18 protein-coding genes and 1 pseudogene are annotated in these 21,433 nt (G+C 71.0%); 7 read left to right on the top strand and 12 right to left on the bottom strand.

Translation table 11 applies throughout. The annotated features are described in order from the left end of the window. Positions 1-76: 76 nt before the first annotated feature. From IMZ35_RS29720 to IMZ35_RS29710, 3 genes are all read right to left on the bottom strand, one after another. Entirely contained in the window at positions 77-853 is a 777-nt protein-coding gene (locus IMZ35_RS29720) for an SDR family oxidoreductase (RefSeq protein ID WP_199444541.1), read from the bottom strand. An 82-nt stretch (positions 854-935) separates the two neighbouring features. Further along, the gene (locus IMZ35_RS29715; protein WP_199444540.1) at positions 936-1,778 is read right to left on the bottom strand and encodes an SDR family NAD(P)-dependent oxidoreductase; all 843 of its coding nucleotides are present in this window, start codon (positions 1,776-1,778) and stop codon (positions 936-938) included. Positions 1,779-2,023: 245 nt separating this feature from the next. Then, complete coding sequence (locus IMZ35_RS29710; RefSeq protein ID WP_199444539.1) at positions 2,024-2,863, bottom strand: helix-turn-helix transcriptional regulator; 840 nt, start codon at positions 2,861-2,863, stop codon at positions 2,024-2,026. A gap of 218 nt (positions 2,864-3,081) precedes the next feature. Here IMZ35_RS29710 and IMZ35_RS29705 point away from each other — a divergent pair, with 218 nt between their 5' ends. Beyond that, complete coding sequence (locus IMZ35_RS29705; RefSeq protein WP_199444538.1) at positions 3,082-3,930, top strand: helix-turn-helix domain-containing protein; 849 nt, start codon at positions 3,082-3,084, stop codon at positions 3,928-3,930. A gap of 55 nt (positions 3,931-3,985) precedes the next feature. Here IMZ35_RS29705 and IMZ35_RS29700 read toward each other — a convergent pair whose 3' ends face one another. Beyond that, complete coding sequence (locus IMZ35_RS29700) at positions 3,986-4,918, bottom strand: NADP-dependent oxidoreductase (protein ID WP_199444537.1); 933 nt, start codon at positions 4,916-4,918, stop codon at positions 3,986-3,988. Between the two features lie 237 nt (positions 4,919-5,155). Here IMZ35_RS29700 and IMZ35_RS29695 point away from each other — a divergent pair, with 237 nt between their 5' ends. Next, positions 5,156-5,809: a hydrolase gene (locus IMZ35_RS29695; protein ID WP_199444536.1), complete on the top strand. Its 654-nt coding sequence runs from the start codon at positions 5,156-5,158 to the stop codon at positions 5,807-5,809. A gap of 60 nt (positions 5,810-5,869) precedes the next feature. Here IMZ35_RS29695 and IMZ35_RS31220 read toward each other — a convergent pair whose 3' ends face one another. The 4 genes from IMZ35_RS31220 to IMZ35_RS29675 form a co-directional block, all read right to left on the bottom strand. After that, positions 5,870-7,138, bottom strand: coding sequence for a helix-turn-helix domain-containing protein (locus IMZ35_RS31220; protein ID WP_229373640.1), 1,269 nt, complete (start codon positions 7,136-7,138; stop codon positions 5,870-5,872). After that, positions 7,111-7,413: an AAA family ATPase gene (locus IMZ35_RS29685; RefSeq protein WP_199444535.1), complete on the bottom strand. Its 303-nt coding sequence runs from the start codon at positions 7,411-7,413 to the stop codon at positions 7,111-7,113. The genes IMZ35_RS31220 and IMZ35_RS29685 overlap by 28 nt, the downstream gene beginning before the upstream one ends. 121 nt (positions 7,414-7,534) lie before the next feature. Beyond that, complete coding sequence (locus tag IMZ35_RS29680) at positions 7,535-8,920, bottom strand: amidohydrolase family protein (RefSeq protein WP_199444534.1); 1,386 nt, start codon at positions 8,918-8,920, stop codon at positions 7,535-7,537. A gap of 545 nt (positions 8,921-9,465) precedes the next feature. Next, complete coding sequence (locus IMZ35_RS29675; RefSeq protein WP_199444533.1) at positions 9,466-10,065, bottom strand: hypothetical protein; 600 nt, start codon at positions 10,063-10,065, stop codon at positions 9,466-9,468. A 486-nt stretch (positions 10,066-10,551) separates the two neighbouring features. Here IMZ35_RS29675 and IMZ35_RS29670 point away from each other — a divergent pair, with 486 nt between their 5' ends. Next, complete coding sequence (locus IMZ35_RS29670) at positions 10,552-11,493, top strand: LysR family transcriptional regulator (RefSeq protein WP_199444532.1); 942 nt, start codon at positions 10,552-10,554, stop codon at positions 11,491-11,493. 18 nt (positions 11,494-11,511) lie between these two features. Here the strand turns inward: IMZ35_RS29670 and dnaE are convergent, their stop codons facing one another. Continuing rightward, on the bottom strand, positions 11,512-15,075 hold the full coding sequence (dnaE, locus tag IMZ35_RS29665; RefSeq protein WP_267877312.1) for a DNA polymerase III subunit alpha: 3,564 nt from the start codon (positions 15,073-15,075) through the stop codon (positions 11,512-11,514). Between the two features lie 245 nt (positions 15,076-15,320). On the opposite strand from dnaE, the pseudogene IMZ35_RS29660 reads away from it, so the two are divergent. Further along, positions 15,321-16,517 (top strand): annotated as a pseudogene (locus IMZ35_RS29660) (IS701 family transposase). A 127-nt stretch (positions 16,518-16,644) separates the two neighbouring features. Here IMZ35_RS29660 and IMZ35_RS29655 read toward each other — a convergent pair. Beyond that, complete coding sequence (locus tag IMZ35_RS29655; RefSeq protein ID WP_199444530.1) at positions 16,645-17,214, bottom strand: TetR/AcrR family transcriptional regulator; 570 nt, start codon at positions 17,212-17,214, stop codon at positions 16,645-16,647. Between the two features lie 136 nt (positions 17,215-17,350). Between IMZ35_RS29655 and IMZ35_RS29650 the strand changes: the two genes are divergently transcribed. Then, entirely contained in the window at positions 17,351-17,914 is a 564-nt protein-coding gene (locus IMZ35_RS29650; RefSeq protein ID WP_199444529.1) for an NAD(P)-dependent oxidoreductase, read from the top strand. Then, positions 17,911-18,819, top strand: coding sequence for an SDR family NAD(P)-dependent oxidoreductase (locus tag IMZ35_RS29645; RefSeq protein ID WP_199444528.1), 909 nt, complete (start codon positions 17,911-17,913; stop codon positions 18,817-18,819). Before IMZ35_RS29650 ends, IMZ35_RS29645 begins: the two co-directional genes overlap by 4 nt. A 252-nt stretch (positions 18,820-19,071) precedes the next feature. On the opposite strand, the gene IMZ35_RS29640 is transcribed toward IMZ35_RS29645, so the two are convergent. After that, positions 19,072-19,629 carry a hypothetical protein gene (locus tag IMZ35_RS29640; protein ID WP_199444527.1) on the bottom strand — a complete coding sequence of 186 codons (558 nt, stop codon included), beginning with the start codon at positions 19,627-19,629 and terminating at the stop codon, positions 19,072-19,074. Positions 19,630-20,553: 924 nt separating this feature from the next. On the opposite strand from IMZ35_RS29640, the gene IMZ35_RS29635 reads away from it, so the two are divergent. Then, complete coding sequence (locus tag IMZ35_RS29635; protein WP_199444526.1) at positions 20,554-20,760, top strand: hypothetical protein; 207 nt, start codon at positions 20,554-20,556, stop codon at positions 20,758-20,760. 308 nt (positions 20,761-21,068) lie between these two features. Here the strand turns inward: IMZ35_RS29635 and IMZ35_RS29630 are convergent, their stop codons facing one another. Then, positions 21,069-21,227 (bottom strand): hypothetical protein, encoded by a 159-nt coding sequence (locus IMZ35_RS29630; RefSeq protein WP_199444525.1) that lies wholly within the window; start codon positions 21,225-21,227, stop codon positions 21,069-21,071. Between the last annotated feature and the right edge of the window lie 206 nt (positions 21,228-21,433).

Here is a 21,433-nt window from a genome sequence, read left to right as displayed (position 1 = left end):
TCTGCGAGGTGCGGGTGCCCTACCGGTGGAACGGGCCGGGTGCCCGCCCCACGGACGCGTGCGGTTCCGCGCACGGTCAGATCGCTTGTGCGGTCGGCAGGATCGTGATCTCGGTGAGGTTGACGTGCCGGGGCACGGCGGCGATGAACGCGATGGTCTCGGCGACGTCCTCGGGCTGGAGCACGTCGATCTGCTCGATGAGGTCGGCCATGAGCGTGCTGGCGTCGGGGTCGGTGACGTGGTCGGGCAGTTCCGTGTCGACCATGCCGGGTTCGACGGTCGCCACGCGGACGTTCTTGCAGCCCAGTTCGACGCGCAGCAGCCGGGTGAGGTGGCTGATGTAGGCCTTCGTGCCGGAGTAGACCGAGAACTTCTCCAGGATCCGGGTGGCCGCGATCGAGGAGGTGGTGACGAGGTCGGCGGGCTTGCCCGCTTCGGCCGCCGCGGTCAGGTGCGGCAGGAAGGCGCCGATGACGTTCATGACCCCGGTGATGTTGAGGTCGATCTGGCGCTGCCAGTCGTCCTGGCGCAGGTCGGTGATGGAGGAGACGAGCTGCACGCCGGCGTTGTTGACGACGAGGTCGGCGGTGCCCAGTTCGTCGGCGATCCGCCGGGCGGCGGCGTGCACGGCGTCCCGGTCGGTGACGTCGACCGGAACGGCGATCGCGGTGCCGCCGTCGTCGGTGATGGTGGCGGCCAGGGCGTCGAGCTTGTCCTTGCGGCGGGCCAGCACGGCGACCGTCGCGCCGAGTTCGGCCAGACGCGTGGCGGTGGCGGCGCCGATGCCGCTGGAGGCGCCGGAGACGACGGCCACGCGACCGGCCAGCGGGGTGCGGGTGAGCAGGGTGGACATGGTGGTTCTCCTGTTCGGGGTGAACGTGTGCGCGGGATCGGCCGGGCGCGGATCGCGCCACGAGGCCGTGGTGGTGGGACTGTCAGACCGTGACGTCGTCGTGGGCGGTGGCGGCGGACCTCTCCCGCCACGGGGCCAGGTCCTGCTCGATCTGCGCGAGCTTGACCTGCAACCGCTGCAGGGTGTCCGGGCCCAGGTACAGGTGGGTGGGCAGGACGTCGCCGCTGGTGACCTCGTGGACGAGGGTGGCGCTCTTGACCGGGTCGCCGAGCTGGGTGTGGTTGGCCGTGCCGACCCAGTCGAGGGTCACGTGCGCGGGCGTGCCGTCGTAGTCGGCGATGCGCCGGGCGGGCAGCGACAGGGAGCTGGTGTCCAGGAAGTCGGTGCGCAGCACGCCCGGCTCCACCACCATGGACTGGATGCCGAAGGGCGCCAGCTCCACCGACAGCGCCTCGCTGATCCCGGCCACCGCGAACTTCGACGCGCAGTAGGCGCTGACGCCGGGTTCGCCCTCGAAGCCCGAGCGCGATCCGATGTGGACGAGCTTGCCCGAGCCCTGGCGGCGCATGACGGGCAGCACCGCGCGGGTCATCGTGACCAGGCCGAAGACGTTCAGGTCGAACAGGGACCGCAGTTCGGCGTCGCTGATCTCCTCCAGCGCGCCGAGCAGACCCCGGCCCGCGTTGTTGACCAGCACGTCGATCCCGCCGAAGCGGTCGGTGGCGGCCCGCACCGCGCCGGGAACGGCGGCGGCGTCGGTGACGTCCAGCTCCACGACCAGTGCGTTGGGTGCCGAGGCCAGGTCGTCCGGCACGCGCTGCGGGTTGCGCACCGCGACGACGACGTCGTCCCCGCCGCGCAGAGCGGCACGGGCGATCTCCGCCCCGAGGCCTCGGGATGCTCCGGTGATGAACCAGGTGGCCATGACGATCTCGTTCCTTCCGACTGTCCCCGTGGCGAGTGCTCCTCGCCGCTGACGAGTTCGAGCTTGCCGAGGGGGGAGAGCCGGGAGAAGGTCGCGAGTTTCCTGGGAAGGAGGCACCCGGGGAAACGCGCCGAGACGTGCCCGGGAGGCGTTTCGGGAGCCTGGTCCAGTCGTGATCGGCGCGGTTGCCGGCGGGACGGGCCCGTGTCCGGCGCTCCAGCGCCGGACACGGGCTTCTGGAACGCCTAGATCGCGTGGGAGGCGAGCACGTCGTCGGCGCGGGCGCGCAGCCGCTCGAACGCCTCGGCGGTGGGGGATGCGGGCTCCGCCTGGTAGACGACCAGTTGCTGGTGCGGTGCGCCGTTGACGCCGAACGCGGAGAACAGGATGTGCAGGTCGCCCACGTGCGGGTGGCGCAGGTGCTTGCTCTCCTGCGTCTTGGGCTTCACGTCGTGGCGGGCCCACAGCTCGACGAACTCAGGACTGGCCGCGGACAGCTCCGCCACGACCTCGGCGATGCGGGTGCTGTGCGGGTCGTGCCCGTAGGCGGCGCGGATCTCGGCCACGCAGGAGTGGGCAGCCCGCTCCCACTCCTGGTAGAACTCGCGTCCGGCCGGGTCCAGGAACACCATGCGGGCCAGGTTGTCCGCTCGGGCGAAACCCTCGTGCAACGCCCGGGCCATCGCGTTGCAGGCCAGGAGGTCCAGCGCGGGGCCGAGCACGAAGGCGGGCGAGGTGGTCCAGCCGTCCATCAGCTGCCGCAGCTGCGCGTGGACCGCGCGGCTCTGCGTGTGCTGCCACACGCCAGCCTCCGCGGGCCGGACCAGCAGCCACAGGTGCTCGGTGGCCGCCACGTCGAGCCGCAGCGCCCGCGCCACCGCGTCGACGACCTGCGCCGAGGGGCTGGACTCGCGGCCCTGCTCCAGGCGCACGTAGTAGTCGCTGCTCACCCCGGCCAGCATCGCGACCTCCTCGCGACGCAGCCCCTTGACCCTGCGGCGGCCGTGCTCGGGCAGCCCGACGTCCTGCGGCTTGAGCGCCTCCCGCCGGGCACGCAGGAAGTCACCCAGAGGCGTGCCGCTCATGCGACCCACCGACGACCCGTCGTGCCGCGGCCCTCGCGATCAGCTGCTGTGCGGGCGACCATCCCGTCCCTCCCACGTCCAGTCGTGACCTCTCGCGACGTCCGAAGAGATCTCGTCACCGACGATCTCAACTCACGGCACCGCCGCCCGTCAACCACGCTCAGGCTGGGTGTGACGCACCCGGGCTGCGAGGCCGCTCGTCTCCTACCCTCGGCCGCATGGACGGTGAGCCGAACACGGCGCTGGGCCAGTTCCTGCGCACGCGCCGTGCCCTCGTGCGGCCCGACCAGGTGGGGCTGAACGCGCGGGGGCGCCGCCGGGTGCCCGGACTGCGCCGCGACGAGGTGGCCCACCTGGCCGGTGTGAGCACGGGGTACTACGCCCGGCTGGAACAGGGACACCAGCGTCCCACCGGCCAGACGATCGAGAGCCTGGCCAGGGCGCTGCGCCTGGACCACGACGATGCGACGGAGCTGCACCGGCTGGCCAGCTCCACCACCGCCCGGCGCCCGCGCCACCACGGGGAACACGTCGCCCCGCACGTCCTGAGCCTGCTCCACGACTGGACCGCGGCACCGGCCTACGTCCTCGGCCGGTCGAACGACGTCCTGGCGCGCAACGCCCTCGCCACCGCACTGCACGGCCACTTCGCCCACGGCGACAACCTCCTTCGCATGATCTTCCTCGATCCCGCTGGACGTGAGTTCTTCCGCGACCGGACCAGCACGGCCCGCGCCGCCGTCCAGGACCTGCGCCGGGCGATCGGCCGCCCCGCCGACGAGCGCGCACTGCGACAGCTGATCGGCGAACTGTCGATAGGCAGCCCGGAGTTCCGCCGGTCGTGGGCTCAGCCCGAGCCCCGCGGCGTGATCACCTACGGCAGCCACTTCGTCCACCCGGACGTCGGCGAGCTGCGCCTGAGCACCGAGGTCTTCACCGTCGTGCGGGCGCCGGGCCAGCGACTGGTCGCGCACCCGGCCGATGCGCGTTCCCGCTCGGCCGAGGCACTGGTCCTGCTCGGCACGCTGACCGTCCGGCAGGACGAGCGCGACGCCGCCACGAGTTGACCTCTCGTGCGGGACCCGTCTGGCCGACGGGCAGGTCTCTGGTCCTGCTGAGCGGTCAGGAGGTGATGACGAACTTGCCGCGGACGTGCAGGCGGGTGAAGTCCAGCAGTGCCTGCCGGGCCTCGGTGAACGGGTACTCCGCGGCGATCTCGATTCGCAGCGCGCCCTCGTCGGCCAGGGCGGCCAGTGCGGCGAGGCGACCGGGGGGCGTGGTGGTGCCCGTGTAGGAGGCGGTGACGTCCCGGTCGAACGCGGGTGGGCCGCCCAGCGGGGAGATCAGCACGCCTCCCGGCCTGACCGCGGCGGCGGAGGAAGCCAGGTCGGGACCGGCCGCCACCAGGTCGATCACCGCGTCGACGCCCTCGGGGAACCGGTCGTGCACCCAGCGGGTGACGTCCTCGGCGCGGTGATCGACCACGTCGTCGGCGCCCAGCCGTGCGAGCCGCTCCCGATCGTCCCCGTGGCCGGTGGCGAGCACCACGGCGCCGGCGCGCTCGGCGAGCTGCACGGCGAAACCGCCGATGCCGCCGGTCGCGCCCACGATCAGGATCGTCGAGCCGGTCCTCGGCTTCGCCTCGTCCAGCAGTGCCGCCGCGGTCAGCGCGCCCGTGGGCAGGGCGGCGCCGCGGTGCGCGTCCAGACCCGCTGGCCGCACGGCTGCGGAGTCGTCGGCGCGCACGAGCGCGTACTCGGCGAAGGCTCCAGACGGCACGCCGTTCCACGCGATCACCGCGTCACCCGGCGCGAAGCGCTCGACGTCTCCGCCGACGGCCTCGACCACACCGCTGAGGTCCACACCGGGCACGAACGGGTGCGGAACGGGCAGGAAGTCCTTCACGGCGCCGGTGATCAGCTTGACGTCGACGGGGTTCACCGCCGCGGCCTGCACGCGGACCAGCAGTTGCCCCGGACCGGGCACCGGCTGCGGGAGGTCGGTGATCTCCAGCTGCTCCAGCGGTCCGTACGTGCGGGCGACCAGTGCCTTCATCGTCGTCTCCTCGGGTGAGCGGGTGCTTCTCGCGGTGGCGGGCACCGGTGTCCCGGACCGCTCGCGCACACGTTGCTGATGTATCAACAAAATAGTGACAATGTTGTTGATGTGTCAACAAGGTCGTGTCGTCGTCGGTGGTGCGCGTCACGTCGCGGTTAGGCAGTTCCTACCGATGTGGCGGCACGCGAACGGCGGAAGCATGGCCGCGAGAACGATCACCGACCAGGAGGAACCATGGCCCTCGCCGACGACCGCTTCACCGGGCTCGACGCCCTCATCACGCCGGAGAACTCGGTGCTGGTGCTCATCGACCACCAGGGGGCGCAGTTCGCCGGGCTCACCCACCCCGACCCCGCCACGGTGATCAACAACGTCACGCTGCTGTCCAAGGCGGCGAAGCTGTTCGGCGTGCCGACGATCCTGACCACCGTGGTCGAGGAGCGCGGCGGGCGCATTCTCCAGCAGATCCAGGACGTCTTCCCCGACCAGGCGCCGATCAACCGCACGACCATCAACACCTGGGAGGACCGGCGGGTGGTGGACGCGGTCGCCGCCACCGGGCGCCGCAACCTGGTCCTGGCGGGCCTGTGGACCGAGATCTGCGTGGCGTTCCCCGCGATCCACGCCCTCGCCGACGGCTACCGGGTCTTCGCCGTCACCGACGCCTCCGGTGGCACGAGCGCCGAGGCGCACGAGCGCGGCGTGCAGCGCATGGTGCAGGCGGGCGTGGTGCCGCTGACCGCGGGCGTGGTCGTCGGCGAGTGGCAGCGCGACTGGGCGCGAGAGGCCACCGTGCCGGGGGTCGCGGAGATCATGACGACCCACGGGGGCGCCTTCGGCGCGGCACTGGCGTGGGAGTTCCAACTGCTCGGCCAGGCGAAGGACTGACGGACCCCGCCGACCCTCCCCGGAGCGCCGAGTGGTCCGTCGGCGCTCCGGGGTGCCGGGTCAGGGCAGCAGGTCGCGCAGGTGGCGGCGCGATCCGATGCCCAGCTTGCGGAAGACGCTGCGCAGGTGGGCGTCCACCGTGCGCGTGCTCAGCACCAGCCGTTCACCGACCTCCCGGCTCGTCGCCCCCGCGGCGACGAGCGCGACGACGTCGCGCTCCCGCCTGGTCAGGCCGGACAGCCGGTCGGTCGCCGACCGGGCGCGGATCGTGCGCTCGCGCACCTCCTCCCAGTGCTTCCCGCCCACCGGGCCGACCGTGCCCAGCAGGGCCGCGGCGGCGTCGAACGAACCCGCGTCGCAGTGCGCCACCGCGGCCTGCACGGCACGGGCCGACCGCGCCGTCCGGTCGGGGGTGAGGTGCACAGCGCGCTCCAGGAACGCCGCCCGCGCCACCGCGCCACCGCGGTCCCGCACCGCGTCGGCTGCCGACAGCAGGTCGGCGGCCACCTCCTCCTCCGGTGTCACGGCCGCACTCCCCCGGTGCCACGCGCGCCGCGCGGCGTCGCTCGCACCGGCGGCTCCGGCCAGCGCCCGGTGCGCTGCCCGCCTGGCGGCGGGCGTCGCGGAGCGGTACAGCGCGCAGCGGTCGAGCGGGTGCGGGAAACACACCCGTGCGCCCATCTCCACCACCCCGGCCGCCGCGGCGGCCTCGGCGCCGCGGCCCGTCGTGGCCGTCCACAGCAGGGCCGGGTCCCCGGTCGGGTCGGTCGCGGCGACCAGCAGGAACGCCCTGGCGGTCCGCGGCAGCGCCGCGGTGCGGCGCTGCCAGGAGCACACGGCCTGCGCGTCCACCCGCACGCCCTGCACCGCGCCCCACCCACCGGCCAGCACCGTCGCCGTGGCGGCCCGCGGCAGCGTCACCAGGGCGCGCGGGTTGCCGCGGGCCTCGGCCACCACCCGGTCGCGCACCAGGGGGTCCAGCGGGCCGCGCCACCGCGCCTCCAGCAGGGCCGCGGCGTCCCGCTCACCGAGTGCGGCCAGCCGCAGGCACGGCAGAGCACCCAGTTCCAAGTGCGCGCGGACGTCGCGCACGGCGATCACCACCGCGCAGCGCAGATCGCCGGCCCGGCGCGCGGCGAAGGCCAGCGCGCGCCGTGACGGCGCGTCCCACCAGCGCCAGCCGTCGGCCGCGCACACCAGCGGCGTGCGGCCCGCGGCGTGCGCCAGCAGCTGCACCAGTGCCACGCCGATCCGCTGCTCGTCCACGGCGACCTCCGCGTTCCGGCAGGTCAGCACGGTCCTCAGCGCCGAGCGCAGCGGCTCGGGCAACCGGTCCACCTCCGCGCGCAGCGGCGCGCACAGCCGGTGCAGCGCGGCGAACGGCAGGCTCCCCGCTCAGCGGGAGCGCCGGGCACCCTCAACAGGCGGACGCCCTCCAGAGGTGGCAACGCGTGCTCCAGCAGCGTCGTCGTTCCCGTGCCCGCCTCGCCGGTCACCACGAGCGCGCCACCCCGGCCCGCGCGCGCCTCCGTCACCAGACGGCTCAGGGCCCGCAACTCCTCGTCCCGGCCGAGCAGACCCGGTCCCGCTCCTCGGTCCTCCACCGGCTTCCACGCTCCTCCTGCACCGGGCCGACACACCTCCCCGATCTTGCCCATGACATGTTGACATGTCAACAAATCGAGTGTGTTCGAACACGCGAGCCCTCTCGTGACCTGATCACCGCTATCGCAGAACCGCCTGCGCCGCGGTCAGGACGTGGTCGCGTGAGGCGGTGACCTCCTCGCGCAGCGCGGCCAGATCCACCTCCAGCAGCTCGCCAGCCCACTTGCGCACCCGGCCGCCGATCAGGACGGTGTCGACGTTGCGGGCGTCCGCGCCCAGCACGACGGTGCCGATCGGGTCGTTGAGCGGCATGGTGTTGATCGCCTCGGCCGTGATGAGCAGCAGGTCGGCCTGCTTGCCGGGGGTCAGCGAACCGGTGATGCGCTCCAGCCCGTTGGTGCGCGCGCCCTGAACAGTGGCGAAGTCGAGCACATCAGCGACCCCGATGCGGGTGGAGACGCGGTCGGTGCCGTGAACGCCTTCCACCGCGCGCATGCGCTGAATGGCCAGCAGCACCCGCATCTGGGTGAACATGTCGCTGGACAACGCCACCTCGACGTCGATGCTCAGCCCCGGGCGGACGCCGACGGCCAGGGCTTCGTCCACGGCGGGCACGGCGGTCTCCAAGCCGATCTGCGCGTCAGAGGTGGGGGCCAGAGCGACGGTCGTGCCGGTGTCGGCGATGGCACGCCACGCATCAGCGGTCAGACCGGTGGCGTGGATGAGAGTCACCTCGGGACCGAGCAGCCCCTGCCGCTCCCACTCCAGGATCGCGCGGGAGGACGACTCGCCGAACACGGCGTCCACGCTCACCCCGACGCTCAGCTCACGAGCGTGCCGGGCGAGCCGGGGACCGTAGGCCAGGTCGGGCCCGGCGATCTCGCCGGTGGCGAGACAGGCCAGGCGGAAGGTCAGCAGGTCGTCGGTGTGCTGCTCGCGCAGCCGGGTCAGATCTGCGGGCCACTGGTGGTCCCACGTGCCGAAGTGCGGGGCCATGGCGGCGTGCACGCCCCTGATGCCGGTGTCGCGCAGCGCCCGCACCGCGGCGTCGGAGTGCGCGGCGGTGCGCGAGTTGTGCGAGAAGTCGAGCATGGTGGTGATGCCCGCGTCGATCGCGGTGAGCGCCGCCAGCTTCGTGCCGATGTACATGTCGTGAGGCCGGTAGACCGGCGCGTACCCCAGGAGGGTCTTGGTGACGTAGGCACCCAGGTCGTCCACGTCGGGCATGATCCGGCGCAACTGCGCCTCCCAGGCGTGGCGGTGGGTGTCGACGAAGCCGGGGGCGGCGATCATGCCGGTGGCGTTGACGACGATCGCGTCCCCGACCGGCAGCGCACGCCCGATCGCGGCGATCGTCGAGCCCTCCAGCAGCACGTCGGCCCGATCCAGGGTGCCCGAACCGGGGTCGCCGGTCACGACGGTGGCGTCGCGGATCAGAATCCGTCGGCGTGGGTCGTCCTCAGCGCGGCGCAGCAGGTCCAGGGTGTCCTGGCGAGAGCTGTTCATCGTGGTACCCGTTCTCGGTGATGTCCGGTGCGGCACCCACTCTTCGACGACGTCAGCACGGCTACCAGGTCGCGTTCATCCTGGGCAAGGCACTCCTAGGATGAACGCGACCTGGTAGCCGTCACTGTCACCGAGCGGTCTCCAGCGCCTCGCCCCGCCGAGGAGCGGGTACACCGCGACCACCGGTCATCGAGGCGCCGAAGCGCCGCGACGAGCTCGTCGCCGACTGGCTGGCCGACTGCAACCGCGACTGGTGAGTCCCCAGCCGCCACCGAGCAGGTGCTGACCGTCGTGGCCGGTGGTGCCGGTCAGGCAGCGTGAGTGTGAAGCAGCGGCTCCACCTGCTGGCGCAGCGGCGCTTCCAGGTCGGGCCACTCCTTGATGCGGTGCAGCAGGACCGAGCGGACAACCACTCCTCGGAGCTGGTGAAGCCGCAGCCGACGGCGTCTACCGAAACACAAAAGGCGACCTCAGCGTAATCTGCCGAGGCCGAGGTCGACCTGACAAGGCCGTGCCCACCGACTCGGCGTCGTCCGCAGGTAGCGTCACAGGTTTGAGACGACCGCACGCCTGGCGGCCCAGAACCGGTGGACGGCCCAGCAGACACCCAGCACCACGCCCGCCCAGACGATGACCTCGGCCAGAGCACCCGCCGTGGGCTGGGTGAGACGCGGCCGGGACGGTTGCACGATCATCTGCACGGCGGCACCCACCGGCACCGTCACCGCGGCGAACAACCCGACCAGCCCCGGCGGCCTGCTGGCGGCTCCCACCGCACCCGGGAGCGAGCCGAACACCAGACCCGCCACCGACCACCTGAGCATCTCCGTGGCGTACGAGACCACCCGCTCCCCCAGGACGGCGGCGTCCGTGACGTAGTACGCCCCCGTGACTGCGATCAACGCCACGCTCCCTGCCAGCGCGCCCCGGGCCCGCGTCCCGTCCAGACAGCCCATCGCCACCGCCAGCGCGGCCCACGCCCACCCCGCGCCGATCAGCGAGCTGAGCACCGTGACGGCACCGGCCCAGACGCTGCCCGCGAGCGAAACACCGAGCCCGGAATACGGCGACGACAACGCGTTGACCAGCGAGGTGGCCGCCCCGAAACCAGAGCCGACCACAAAGCTCCCCACCGCGATCTTCACACCCGGACGATATCCACCGCCTCCGGCAGCCGTTGCACGCAGAGCCGCACACCCCGATCGGCGCAGGACGCGCACCACACCGACCCTCCTGATGCTGCTCGACGATCCAGCACGTGAACTGCTCGTCGGCGCTCTCGGCGTCGCACACGCGGAGGGCGCACGCGGACGCCGATGTCGTACGGAGAATGCCGGAGGACACCGGCCTCGCCCGCCGGCCCGACGACGAGGCCGCGCGGCTGGCCGACACCCCGGAGTCCGGCTTCGCGATGATCACTACCACGAGGCGCTGACCTGCTACGACGTAGTTGGGGAAGAGCGGAGGACCATCCTCTGCACCGCCTCGACCGGGTGTTCCCCGGTCTCGGTCGCGCCGAGTCCGCCCCGCACCGGTGACCGTCCGATGGTTGTGGGATGATCATCAGGTGGCGCGGGTGCGCCCGATCCCCCGTGCCGCGCGGCGGTCTGCGATGGCCCGGGGAGGCGTGGATGGCGGAGTTGGACCTGGGTTCGGTGCGTGCTTTCGTCGCCGTGGCGGACAACAGGCACTTCGGCGAGGCCGCCGCAGGGCTGGGCATCACGCAGCAGGCGGTGTCCAAGCGGATCGCCAAGCTCGAGTCGACCGTGGGCTCGGTGCTGCTCTCACGGCTGCGAGCCGGAACCGGCCTGTCCCGCGCGGGCGAAGTGTTCCTCCCCCACGCCCGGGCGTTGCTGGCCACAGCCGACCACGCCCTTGCGGTGCTCTCCGGTCGGGACCGGCCGCTGCGCGTGGACGTGCTCGACACTCGGCTCGCAGCGGCGGAACTGGTGCGCGAGTTCTACGAGGCCACCGACGAGTCCGACATCGATGTGATCACCTCCACCGGGTTGAAGGCGGCCCGCGCGGCGCTCAGGACCGGCACGGTCGACGCCGCGTTCGCCCGGCTCACCGGTTCCCTCGCCGAGGACGGGTTGCAGAGCATCCCCGCTCATCTCGAGCCCGCCCAGGTGCTGGTCGGAACCGGACACCCGCTCGCGGGACGCGGTCAGGTCAGCATGGCCGAGCTGGCCGGTGCGACGGCGTGGATGCCGGGCAACGCTCCCGACACGGAGTGGGCCGAGTTCTGGGACGCGGTGAGCGTCGCGTTCGGCGTGCGGATCGACACCACGGGCCCGAACTTCGGCTACGAGCACTTCATCGGTGGAATCGCGGCGAGCACCGATCACATCGGGTTCATCGGCGAGCAGTGCCGGGTGCCCGACCACCCCGGTGTGGTGCGCTTGGCGGTCACACCGCCGCGTCCGGCGTACCCGTGGTCGCTGCTGTGGCATCCCGACAACGAGCACGCCCTGCTGCCCCAACTGATCGAGCACGTCCGGGCCGGATTCCGTTCGCACGACGTCGACGGCGTGTGGCTGCCCGAAGCCGACCGGGCGGCCTTCCTCGGCTGAGGCCACAACGCCGCGAGGTCAGGACATCACGCGCACCCCGCGGACGGATCGCAACTCGCCCAGCAGGGCCGCGGTGACCGACACGGGGTAGTCGTCCACCGCGAGGGTGACCGCACGGGTACCACCGCCGAGCACGATGTGCACCGGCGTGTGGCCGCGGTGCGCCTGCAGGGTCGAGCGCAGCTCCAGCACGCTGTCCCTGGACGTCTCGACCGCCACTTCCAGCACGAGCGGAGGTTCACTGCCGTCGAGTCGGGCGCTGCTCAGGTCCAGGAGCGCCAGATCCGAGCCGAAGACCGACATCTTGTCCTCCCGCCAGTTCACCCGGCCCTTGACGACGACCGCCGCGTCCTCGACCAGATCCGCGGAGAGCACTGCGTAGCTCTTGGGGAAGAACAGCACTTCGATGGAGGCGTCGAGGTCCTCGATGGCCGCGACGGCCCAGGTCTCGCCCTTCTTGGTGACCCGACGCTCCAGCGCGGAGATCATCCCGGACACGACCAGCTCCCCTTCTCGCGGTGGATGTGCCAGCACAGCGCCGATCGACTTGGGCGCGGCCTTGCGCAGGATGTGCTCGGTGCCGTCGAGGGGGTGCGCGGAGACGTACAGGCCGAGCATCTCCCGTTCGAAGGCGAGCAGCTGCTTGCGCGGCCACTCCTCGGCGTCGAGCCGCAGGTGCGACAGCGGTGACGAGCTGACGTCCTGCTCGCCGCCTGTCTCCTCACCAGTGCCGAACAGGTCGAACTGGCCCCTCGCCTGCTGCCGCTTGAGCCCGACGACCGCGTCGACGGCCTCCTCGTGCACCTCCAGCAGCGCACGTCGGCCGTGGCCGAAGGAGTCGAACGCGCCCGCTTTGATCAGCGATTCGACGAGCCGCTTGTTGCAGCACACCAGCTCGGACTTCTCGATGAAGTCCTGGAAGGAGGTGTACTCGCCCTTCGCGGTGCGGGTGGCGATGATCGACTCGACCACGTTGGCGCCGACGTTGCGCACCGCTCCGAGGCCGAAGCGGATGTCGTCGCCGACCGCGGAGAAGCGCAGCGAGGACTCGTTGACGTCCGGCGGCAGCACCCTGATCCCCAGCCGTCGGCACTCCGACAGGTAGACGGCGGACTTGTCCTTGTTGTCCCCGACCGAGGTCAGCAGCCCGGCCATGTACTCCGGCTGGTAGTTCGCCTTGAGGTAGGCGGTCCAGAAGCCGACCAGGGCGTAGCCGGCGGCGTGGGACTTGTTGAACGCGTACCCGGCGAAGGGCAGGATCGTGTCCCACAGCGCTTGCACGGCCTCGTCGGAGAAGCCCTTGGCGCGCATTCCGTCGCGGAAGCCCTCGAACTCCTTCTCCAGCACCTCCTTCTTCTTCTTGCCCATGGCGCGGCGCAGCACGTCCGCGCGGCCCATGGAGAACCCGGCGACCCGCTGTGCGATCTGCATGATCTGCTCCTGGTAGACGACCAGGCCGTGGGTCTCGGCGAGGATGTCGCGCAGCGGCTCGGCCAGTTCCGGGTGGATCGGTTCGATCGCTTGGCGGGCGTTCTTGCGGTCGGCGTAGTTGTTGTGGGTGTTCATCGCCATCGGTCCCGGCCGGTACAGCGCGTTGACCGCGACGATGTCGCCGAAGCCGGTGGGGCGCATGCGGCGCAGCAGGTCGCGCATGGCGCCGCCGTCGAGCTGGAACACGCCCAGCGAGTCGCCGCGGGCGAGCAGCTCGTAGGTGTTCGCGTCGTCGGTGCTCAGCGTGTCCAGGTCCACCGTCTCCTCGCGGTTGGCCTCGACGTTGTCGATCGCATCGCCGATGACGGTGAGGTTGCGCAGCCCCAGGAAGTCCATCTTGAGCAGGCCGAGGGCCTCGCAGGAGGGGTAGTCCCATCCGGTGATCACCGCGCCGTCGTCGCGGCGCCACAGCGGGATGACGTCCACCAGCGGTTCGCAGGACATGATCACCGCGCAGGCGTGCACGCCCGCGTTGCGGATCAGGCCCTCCAGGCCGCGTGCGGTCTCGAAGATGGTGGCGATGTCGCGGTCGGACTCGATCAGCGCCCGCACCTCGGCGGCTTCGGGGTAGCGCTCGTGGCCGGGGTCGACGATGCCGCGCAACGGGATGTCCTTGGCCGCGACGGGCGGAGGCAGCGCCTTGGAGATCCGGTCGGCGACGGCGTAGCCGGGTTGGCCGAAGTGGACCCTGGCGGAGTCCTTGATCGCGGCCTTCGTCTTGATCTTGCCGAAGGTGATCACCTGGGCGACCCGGTCGGCGCCGTACTTCTCGGTGGCGTAGCGCACCATCTCGCCGCGTCGTCGGTCGTCGAAGTCCATGTCGATGTCGGGCATGGACATGCGCTCGGGGTTGAGGAACCGCTCGAACAGCAGGCCGTGCGCGATCGGGTCGAGGTTGGTGATGCGCATGGTGTAGGCGACCAGCGACCCCGCCGCAGAACCACGCCCCGGACCGACCCGGATGCCCACCTCGCGGGCGTAGTTCATCACATCGGCGGTGATCAGGAAGTAGGCGGGGAAGCCCTTCTGCACGATGACGTCGATCTCGAACTCCGCGCGCGTGATGTACTCGGCGGGCACGCCGCCGGGCATCCGCCACCGCAGTCCGCGCATCACCTCGGCGCGGAACCAGGAGTTCACGTCGTGGCCCCGCGGCGGGGTGAAGACCGGCATCCGGTCGCGGTGCTCCCACACCTCGGCGTAGGACTGCACGCGCTCGGCGATCAGCAGCGTGCTGTCCGCGGCGCCGGGCACCTCGGCGTCCCAGTAGGCGCGCATGTCCTCGGCCGACTTGAGGTAGTAGCCGTCGCCGTCGAACTTGAACCGGTTGGGGTCGTCGAGGGTCTTGCCGGACTGCACGCACAGCAGCGCGGAGTGGGTGTCGGCCTGGTCCTTGGTGACGTAGTGCGAGTCGTTGGTGGCCAGCGGAGGCAGGCCCATCTTGGTGCCGATGCCGATCAGAGCGTCGCGCACCGACCGCTCGATGGGCAGGCCGTGGTCCATCAGTTCGAGGAAAAAATTCTCTCGGCCGAAGATGTCGCGGTAGTCCGATGCTGCCTGGAACGCCTCGGCGTACTGCCCGAGACGCAGTCTGGTCTGCACCTCGCCGGACGGGCAACCGGTGGTGGCGATGATGCCCGAGGCGTTGTCCGCGAGCAGTTCCCGGTCCATGCGCGGCTTGCGGTAGTACCCCTCGAGACTGGCCAGAGAGGACAACTTGAACAGGTTGCGCAGGCCGGTGGCGTTCTCCGCCACCATCGTCATGTGCGTGTAGGCGCCGCCACCGGAGACGTCGCCGCCAACCCCTTCGTCCGTGGCGCCGCGCTGTCCGGACTGCCCCCAGAACACCGGTTTCTTGTGGTGCCTGCTCACCGGAGCCAGGTACGCCTCGATGCCCACGATCGGCTTGACACCGGACTTCTTCGACAACTGGTAGAACTCGTCCGCTCCGTACATGTTCCCGTGATCGGTCATGCCCACCGCGGGCATCCCCAATCGGGCCGCCTCGTCGAACAGCGGTCCGATCTTGGCCGCACCGTCGAGCATCGAGTACTCCGTGTGGACGTGCAGGTGGACGAACGACGAGGACAACGGACGGCTCCCGAGTGACTTCGACTGACCAGGCGGCGCCATCTCAACGAAATCACCAGCAAACAGCAAACAAACGACACGCGTAATTTGACAACCACAGGTTGTCATCGGAGTGAAAAGATCACGAACTCGCGAACATCCGACAGGGAGAAATACGCTGCGATTCGCAATACCCAGGACCGTAAAGCGAGCGGTCTAATACTCCAGCCGCAGTTCGTGACATGCTCTGGTAGCTTGTCGATCTTGTGTTGGTCGATGAGGACGTCCAGGCGTGGGTGAGCGGCTGGGACGAGTTGTTCGGGCGGGTGGCGGGACGGTTTGTGCGGGCGGAGCCGCGGTGTCGGGCCCGTGCGTATGTGCGGGGTCTGTTGGCGCCGATCGCGGGCAAGAACGGCTGGGCGTTGGCGGAGGTGGCGGGCGAGGCGACACCGGACGGGATGCAGCGTCTGCTCAACGCCGCTACGTGGGATGCCGACGGGGTTCGCGACGACGTGCGCGCCTACGCGGTGGAGCACCTGGCCGACGGCGAGGGCGTGCTGGTGGTGGACGAGACCGGGTTCCTGAAGAGGGGAACCAAGTCCGCCGGGGTGCAACGCCAGTACTCCGGCACCGCCGGCCGGATCGAGAACTGCCAGTTGGGCGTGTTCCTCGCCTAGGCCACGGGCAAGGGCCGGACGCTGATCGACCGGGAGTTGTACCTGCCCAAGTCCTGGATCGCGGATCGGGAGCGGTGTCGGGAGGCGGCGGTGCCCGACACCGTGGAGTTCGCGACCAAGCCCGTGCTGGCCCGCGCGATGCTGGCCCGGGCGCTGGACGCTGGCGCGCCGGCCCGCTGGGTGACCGCGGACGAGGCCTACGGCGGCGACTCGAAGTTTCGGGCCTGGCTTGAAGAACGGCGCGTCGCCTACGTGGTGGCCGTGTCGAGCAGTCAGACCGTTCCGGCCACCGCGGGCGCCACCCGCGCCGACTTCCTGACCGCCGACGCACCGCAGGCGGCGTGGAAGCGCCGCAGTTGCGGCCAGGGCGCCAAGGGGCCACGCCTGTTCGACTGGGCGGTGGCCTCGTTACCCGTCTACGACGACACCACGCCGCCGGGCTGGCGGCGGTGGCTGCTGATCCGCCGTTCCCCGACGCCCAATCGTCGCGGCGAGCACGAGTTGGCCTACTACTCGTGTTGCGCTCCACCGGGAACCACTGATGACGACCTGATCCGGGTGGCCGGAATGCGGTGGGCGGTCGAGGACTGCTTCCAGACCGCCAGGACCGAGGTCGGCCTGGACCAGTACCAGGTCCGCCGCTACGACGCCTGGTACCGCCACGTCACTCTGGCGATGCTCGCCCACACCTACCTCGCCGTCACCGCTGCCACCGCCCCACAAGCCCTGGCAGCGGCCTCATCCCGATCACCCCCGGTGAGATCAGGCGTCTCCTGGCACACCTGATCACCACCATTCCAGACCGTGCCCACACCTGGAACTGGTCCCACTGGCGCAGACGCCACCAACACCGCGCCAAACAAGCCCACTACCAGCGAAAACAGACCATGTACAACGAAGTGCGGCTGGAGTACTAGTCGGTGGACCAGGCGCCCAGGGCGGCGATCGCGGCTTCGATGAGAGCGGAGTCGGTCGGAGCACGCTCGATGGTGCTGCGGTAGTACATCGGCCCGATGGTCATGGCGGCGGCGTTTCGACTGGTGAGCGTGAGGGTGATCTCGCCGCGCGCCTGGGCGTCGTCGAGGGCGATCGCGAGTCGGTCTGCGAGGATGCTGGCGAACCGCGCGCGGCTGGCGTCCATGTTCTCGTCCCACAGGGCGGTGTTCGCCAGGGTCGTGGCCACGGCGCGCACGTCGTCGAGCTCAAGCTGGCGGGCGATCGCGGTCAGTTCTCGTCGTAGCCACTCCCTGGTGGGAGCGGTGGGTTTGTCGAAGAACGGCATCGGGACGGTGGCCATGGCCTCGAGAAGGAGTGGTCCGGTCTGGGGCCAGTGGCGATAGACGGTCGCGCGTCCCACTCCCGAGCGGTCGGCGACCTGCGCGTGCGTCACCGCGGTCGGACCACTTTCCAGCAGCAGCTCACGGGCGGCGTTCAGGATCGCGTCGCGGCTTCGCGCGAACCGGGGGTCTGTCTCGTTGGTCACGAACCAATCTTATGAGACAGTTTGACTCGCAGTGCAGTCGGCGGACATACTTCGAAGTATGAGACATTCTGTATCGCAGAGGACGTCAGTGGCTGTCCTCGGGGCGACGGGTGCCACCGGACGTCACGTCGTGTCCATGGCGCTCCAGCGCGGGCACCACGTAGTCGCGCTGGTCCGCCGAGCGGGAACGTTCGAGCCGAGCGAAAGCCTCAGCGAGGTGACCTGGCCCGAGGTCACGGACGTCTCAGCCCTCACCCGTGCCCTGCCTGGAACGAGCGTGGTGATCAGCGCGCTGGGCGGGGCCGACAAGGGGCCGACGACGGTCTGCGCCGAGGGCATCCGCTCCGCGATCACAGCGATGAAGGAGGCCGGGGTGGCCCGCCTGATTGCCCTCAGCGCGCACGGCGTGCTGGAGACGCACGACAAGTCGTTGTACTCCCGTGCGGTGTGGGCGAACGTGGCCGAGCGAATGCGCGACAAGGAAGCGATGGAGCCGCTCATCACCGCTTCCGGCCTGAACTGGACGATTGTGCGACTGCCGAAGCTGTCCGACCACGACGCGATCGGGAAGTACAGGGTCGGCACCGACCTGCCAATCCGACTGTGGAGTTCCATCGGACGCGCCGATCTCGCCGCGTTCCTGGTCGACGAGGCCGAAACCCCGCGGTACGCCCACGCCTACCCTCGGATCATCCGGTGAACGCCGCCATCCTCGACCTGACGCGGAAAGTCGCCGTCGTCACCGGCGCGACCGGTGGCATGGGCCAGGTCATCGCCGCCGACCTCGTCCGCGCGGGCGCGCACGTGGTCACCGTCGCCCGCGATCCCGCTCGTGCGGACGCTCTGCGCGCACACATCGGCCCACAGGCAGCGAGCCGGCTCGACGTCATCTCCGGAGACCTGTCCCGGCGCGCGGACGTCGTGACCGCGGCGGAGACCATTGTGGACCGCTACGACCGGATCCACATCCTGATCAACAACGCCGGCGCGCACTTCTCCGAGCACCGCGTCTCGGCCGACGGCATCGAGATGCACATCGCCCTCGACTACCTCGCCGCCTACGGCCTCACCACCCTGCTGGCCGTGCCGCTGCGACGCGGCCGAGCCCGTGTGGTGAACGTCGCCAGCGACACCCTCAACGACACCCGGCAGGTCAAGCTCATCGGCAAGCCTCGTCCGGCGACCCTCGACCTGGCCGGCATCGACGATCTCGCGGAACTCAATCCCGTTGCCGGGTTCGCGCCGTTCGAGGCCTACGCACGAGCCAAGCTCATGACCGTCACCGCCGGCTACGCCCTCGCCCCCGACCTCGCCGCCGACGGAGTGACCGTCAACGCCCTGCACCCAGGGATAGTCGCCACCGACATCATCGACACCCTCGTGCCACCGCTGCTACGCCCCGTGCGCCCACTGATCCGCCGCAGCCTGCTCACCCCCACCGAAGGAGCGAAAAGCGCGACACGCATCGCGACCGACCCCGCCATGGCCGGCATCACCGGCCGCTACTTCGTCCGCGAAACGGAATCAAGCACTCCGCCGGTGTCCTACGACCCCACCACCCAGCAGAGACTCCTCGCGCTGAGCCAGACCCACTTCGCCCGCTGACGACGACCCGGCGACCTGTTCGCTGATCTCGGCTTCGTCCACCCCCGTAGGAGACCAACGGGAACAGGGCCGATCTGAGGACGGACGTTTGGGACACCCCCTTGTGCCGATCACCCCGCGGTGAGACGCCGGGCAGTTCGACGGCCTGGCGGGTCGGGACTCGGCCACGGGGCAGCACTGCCGCGGCGCCCGTCACCGCCTGCCGCGCCTGTGCACCCGGGGCCGGTGGTGGCAGGCGGGCCGGGCTGCGGGTCAGGAGCGGCGTGCGCCGCGCGGGGCGGCGCCGGAGTACACCGGCCAGGGCTTGCCGTCGTTGTCCTCGCGCTCGAGCTCGTCGATGTACTCGCGCGCGGCGACGGTAAAGAACGCGCGATGCGACAGGATGCCCTCGCCGGGTTTCCCCGCCCGGATGGCGGTGCGGTGCACGAAGCCGCGGACCTCGTCCACCAGGTCGATGCTCAGCGGCGGTGTGCTGCGCACCGGGGACGGCGCCTGCACGGCCTGCTCGGCGGTGCGGCGGGTGCCGCCGCGGGGCAACTGCTTGACCGCGGGCCAGCGTCGGCCGCGGTTGTGCTCGGCGCGCAGCGCGGCGATCTTGCGGCGTCCGGCCGCCTCCGAGAACCGCGTGATCGAGTTGAGCTCCCGCACGGGCGGGCCGGTGCAGGCCACGGCGACCGCGGTCCTGATGCGCTGCATCAGCTCGGAATCGAGGTCGACGGTGACCACCTCGGTGATCTTCGGTCTGGGTTCGGGCCGGGCCGGGGCGGGGCGTTCGGCCAGCCAGGGGTTGCCGCGCGGGTCCTGCCCCATTGCCCCGCTCCTCGCCAATCGTTCTCGTGCCGGGAACAGCCGATCCCCCGCGATCACGCGACGACCATGCAACCAGAATGCTGGCAACAATCCGCACAATGCCCTCCCGCAGCATTCCGCGTCACCGAACCGAGCCTGTGACCTGGGAGGACAGTCGGCAGAGCAGGACTGCGCCCCGTCTCGACACAATCGCACAGCTGTTCGACACAACCTCGCTGGCAGCACGCGCCCCGCAGCGCAGCGGGCCAATCCCGACGACAGCAGTTATAAAACCAGAAATCGAAGTGGCTGGTTTTCACACGGAGTCGAGCGGCCGGGTGTGCGCTGCGGACGCAGCCGTTCCCCTCGCCGACCCGGACGTGCCGCCGACTCGGCGACGCCGCGGGCCGCCAGGGCCTGCAGATCCACTCCCCCGACGGTCTCGGTCAGGACCAGCGGTCCGAGTGCCGCCGCGACGCAGCACTCTCCTCGGAGGTGCCCGTCGTGCCGGGGCGAGCGCGGGTGACCGGTCGCGCCACTGCTGTCGATCCCGACGGCGCGCTCGGCGGAGGCGGGGTGCCGGGCGGCGCCGACGGCCAGGACGCGCAGGATGCGCACGGCGGCGCGGCGGCAGGCGGTAGCAGGGCCTGTCGTGGATCCCGGCCGGACAGGTGCGCAGCTCGTGGGTGGTCGGACAGGTGCTCTGGCAGTCGGGGGGCACGGCGCGCCACACCTCGAGGCGCACGGCGGTGATCGCGGCGTCGTCGGCCAGCCCAGGGCGGCAGCGTTCCGGCGGCGTGCCGTGGCCGTCGCGCGGTGCCCGCCCGGGGTGACGAGCGCGTCAGCGACACGGCGACACCGGTGACCGGCACCCACCGGTCATCATGTCCGTGTACACCCGAGCGGAGGCCGCCGTGCCTCCTTTCGCAGCACCGAGGAGCAACCGTGGCCAAGCACCAGCGCGTCGACACCGGCGAGGAACCGCTGACCTACCTCGACCCCAACACAGCCGAGCTGACCGCGGGACAGCGGATGCAGCTGGAGATGCTGGCCACCCGGCCCGCCGACAGGACCAGCCCCGTACGACTGTTCGGCACCGATCTGCACGTCAGCGATGCAGACCTGCGCACCTGGCTGGCCGCCCGGCGCTGACACCCACCGCGCCGACACGCCCGTCCACGCCGCCGCACGCTCGTCCCCCACAGGTCACGGCCCCCGCCGCCAACGGCGCCCCGGCGGCACCAGGGCCTGTCCGTCCTCGGTCGCCCGACAGCCGGCGACGCACGTCGCGCGTGGTGCGGCGCGGGTTCGCCCAGGGCTACCGGCGGGTGCCGCGTCGGCGTCCACGGCGCCGAACGGCCGTGCCCGCGCCCCGCGCCTGTCCGGCCCGCGGCAGCAGCCTGCCCGCCGCCCGCTCAGCTGCCCCTCCGGCGAGCGGGCCGGGCGGCGGGGAGCGGCGCTCACCCCTCGCGGTCCCGGTGGCGCGGCGCCACAGGGCGGGACGCTCCGGCGTCGCAGGTGTCAGAGGGCGGTGCGGCGGTGCGGCTCAGCAGGTGCGCCATCTCCCGCAGGTCCACCTCCCAGTACGCCGTGCCCGGGCGCTGCTCGGTCAGTTGCACGGCGCCGAAGCGGTGGGCCGCACTCAGAGGGCATCTGATCTACTTTTGGGTGCGCATGTCCGTTTTACGTAGATCGTTTCGCCAGGTTTGGGTGGATTCTCCGGTCAGAACGCGGCTCATTATGTTAGCCATCGCCCAGTGGACCATGGTGCGTGAACGTTGCGGCAGGGTCTCGTAGTCGCGAGCGAGGCGGCGGTGCTGCATCA

Source organism: Umezawaea beigongshangensis (assembly GCF_016464305.1).
In the GTDB taxonomy this organism is placed as follows: Bacteria; Actinomycetota; Actinomycetes; order Mycobacteriales; family Pseudonocardiaceae; genus Umezawaea_A; species Umezawaea_A beigongshangensis.
This window is presented reverse-complemented; position numbering and strand designations above follow the sequence as displayed.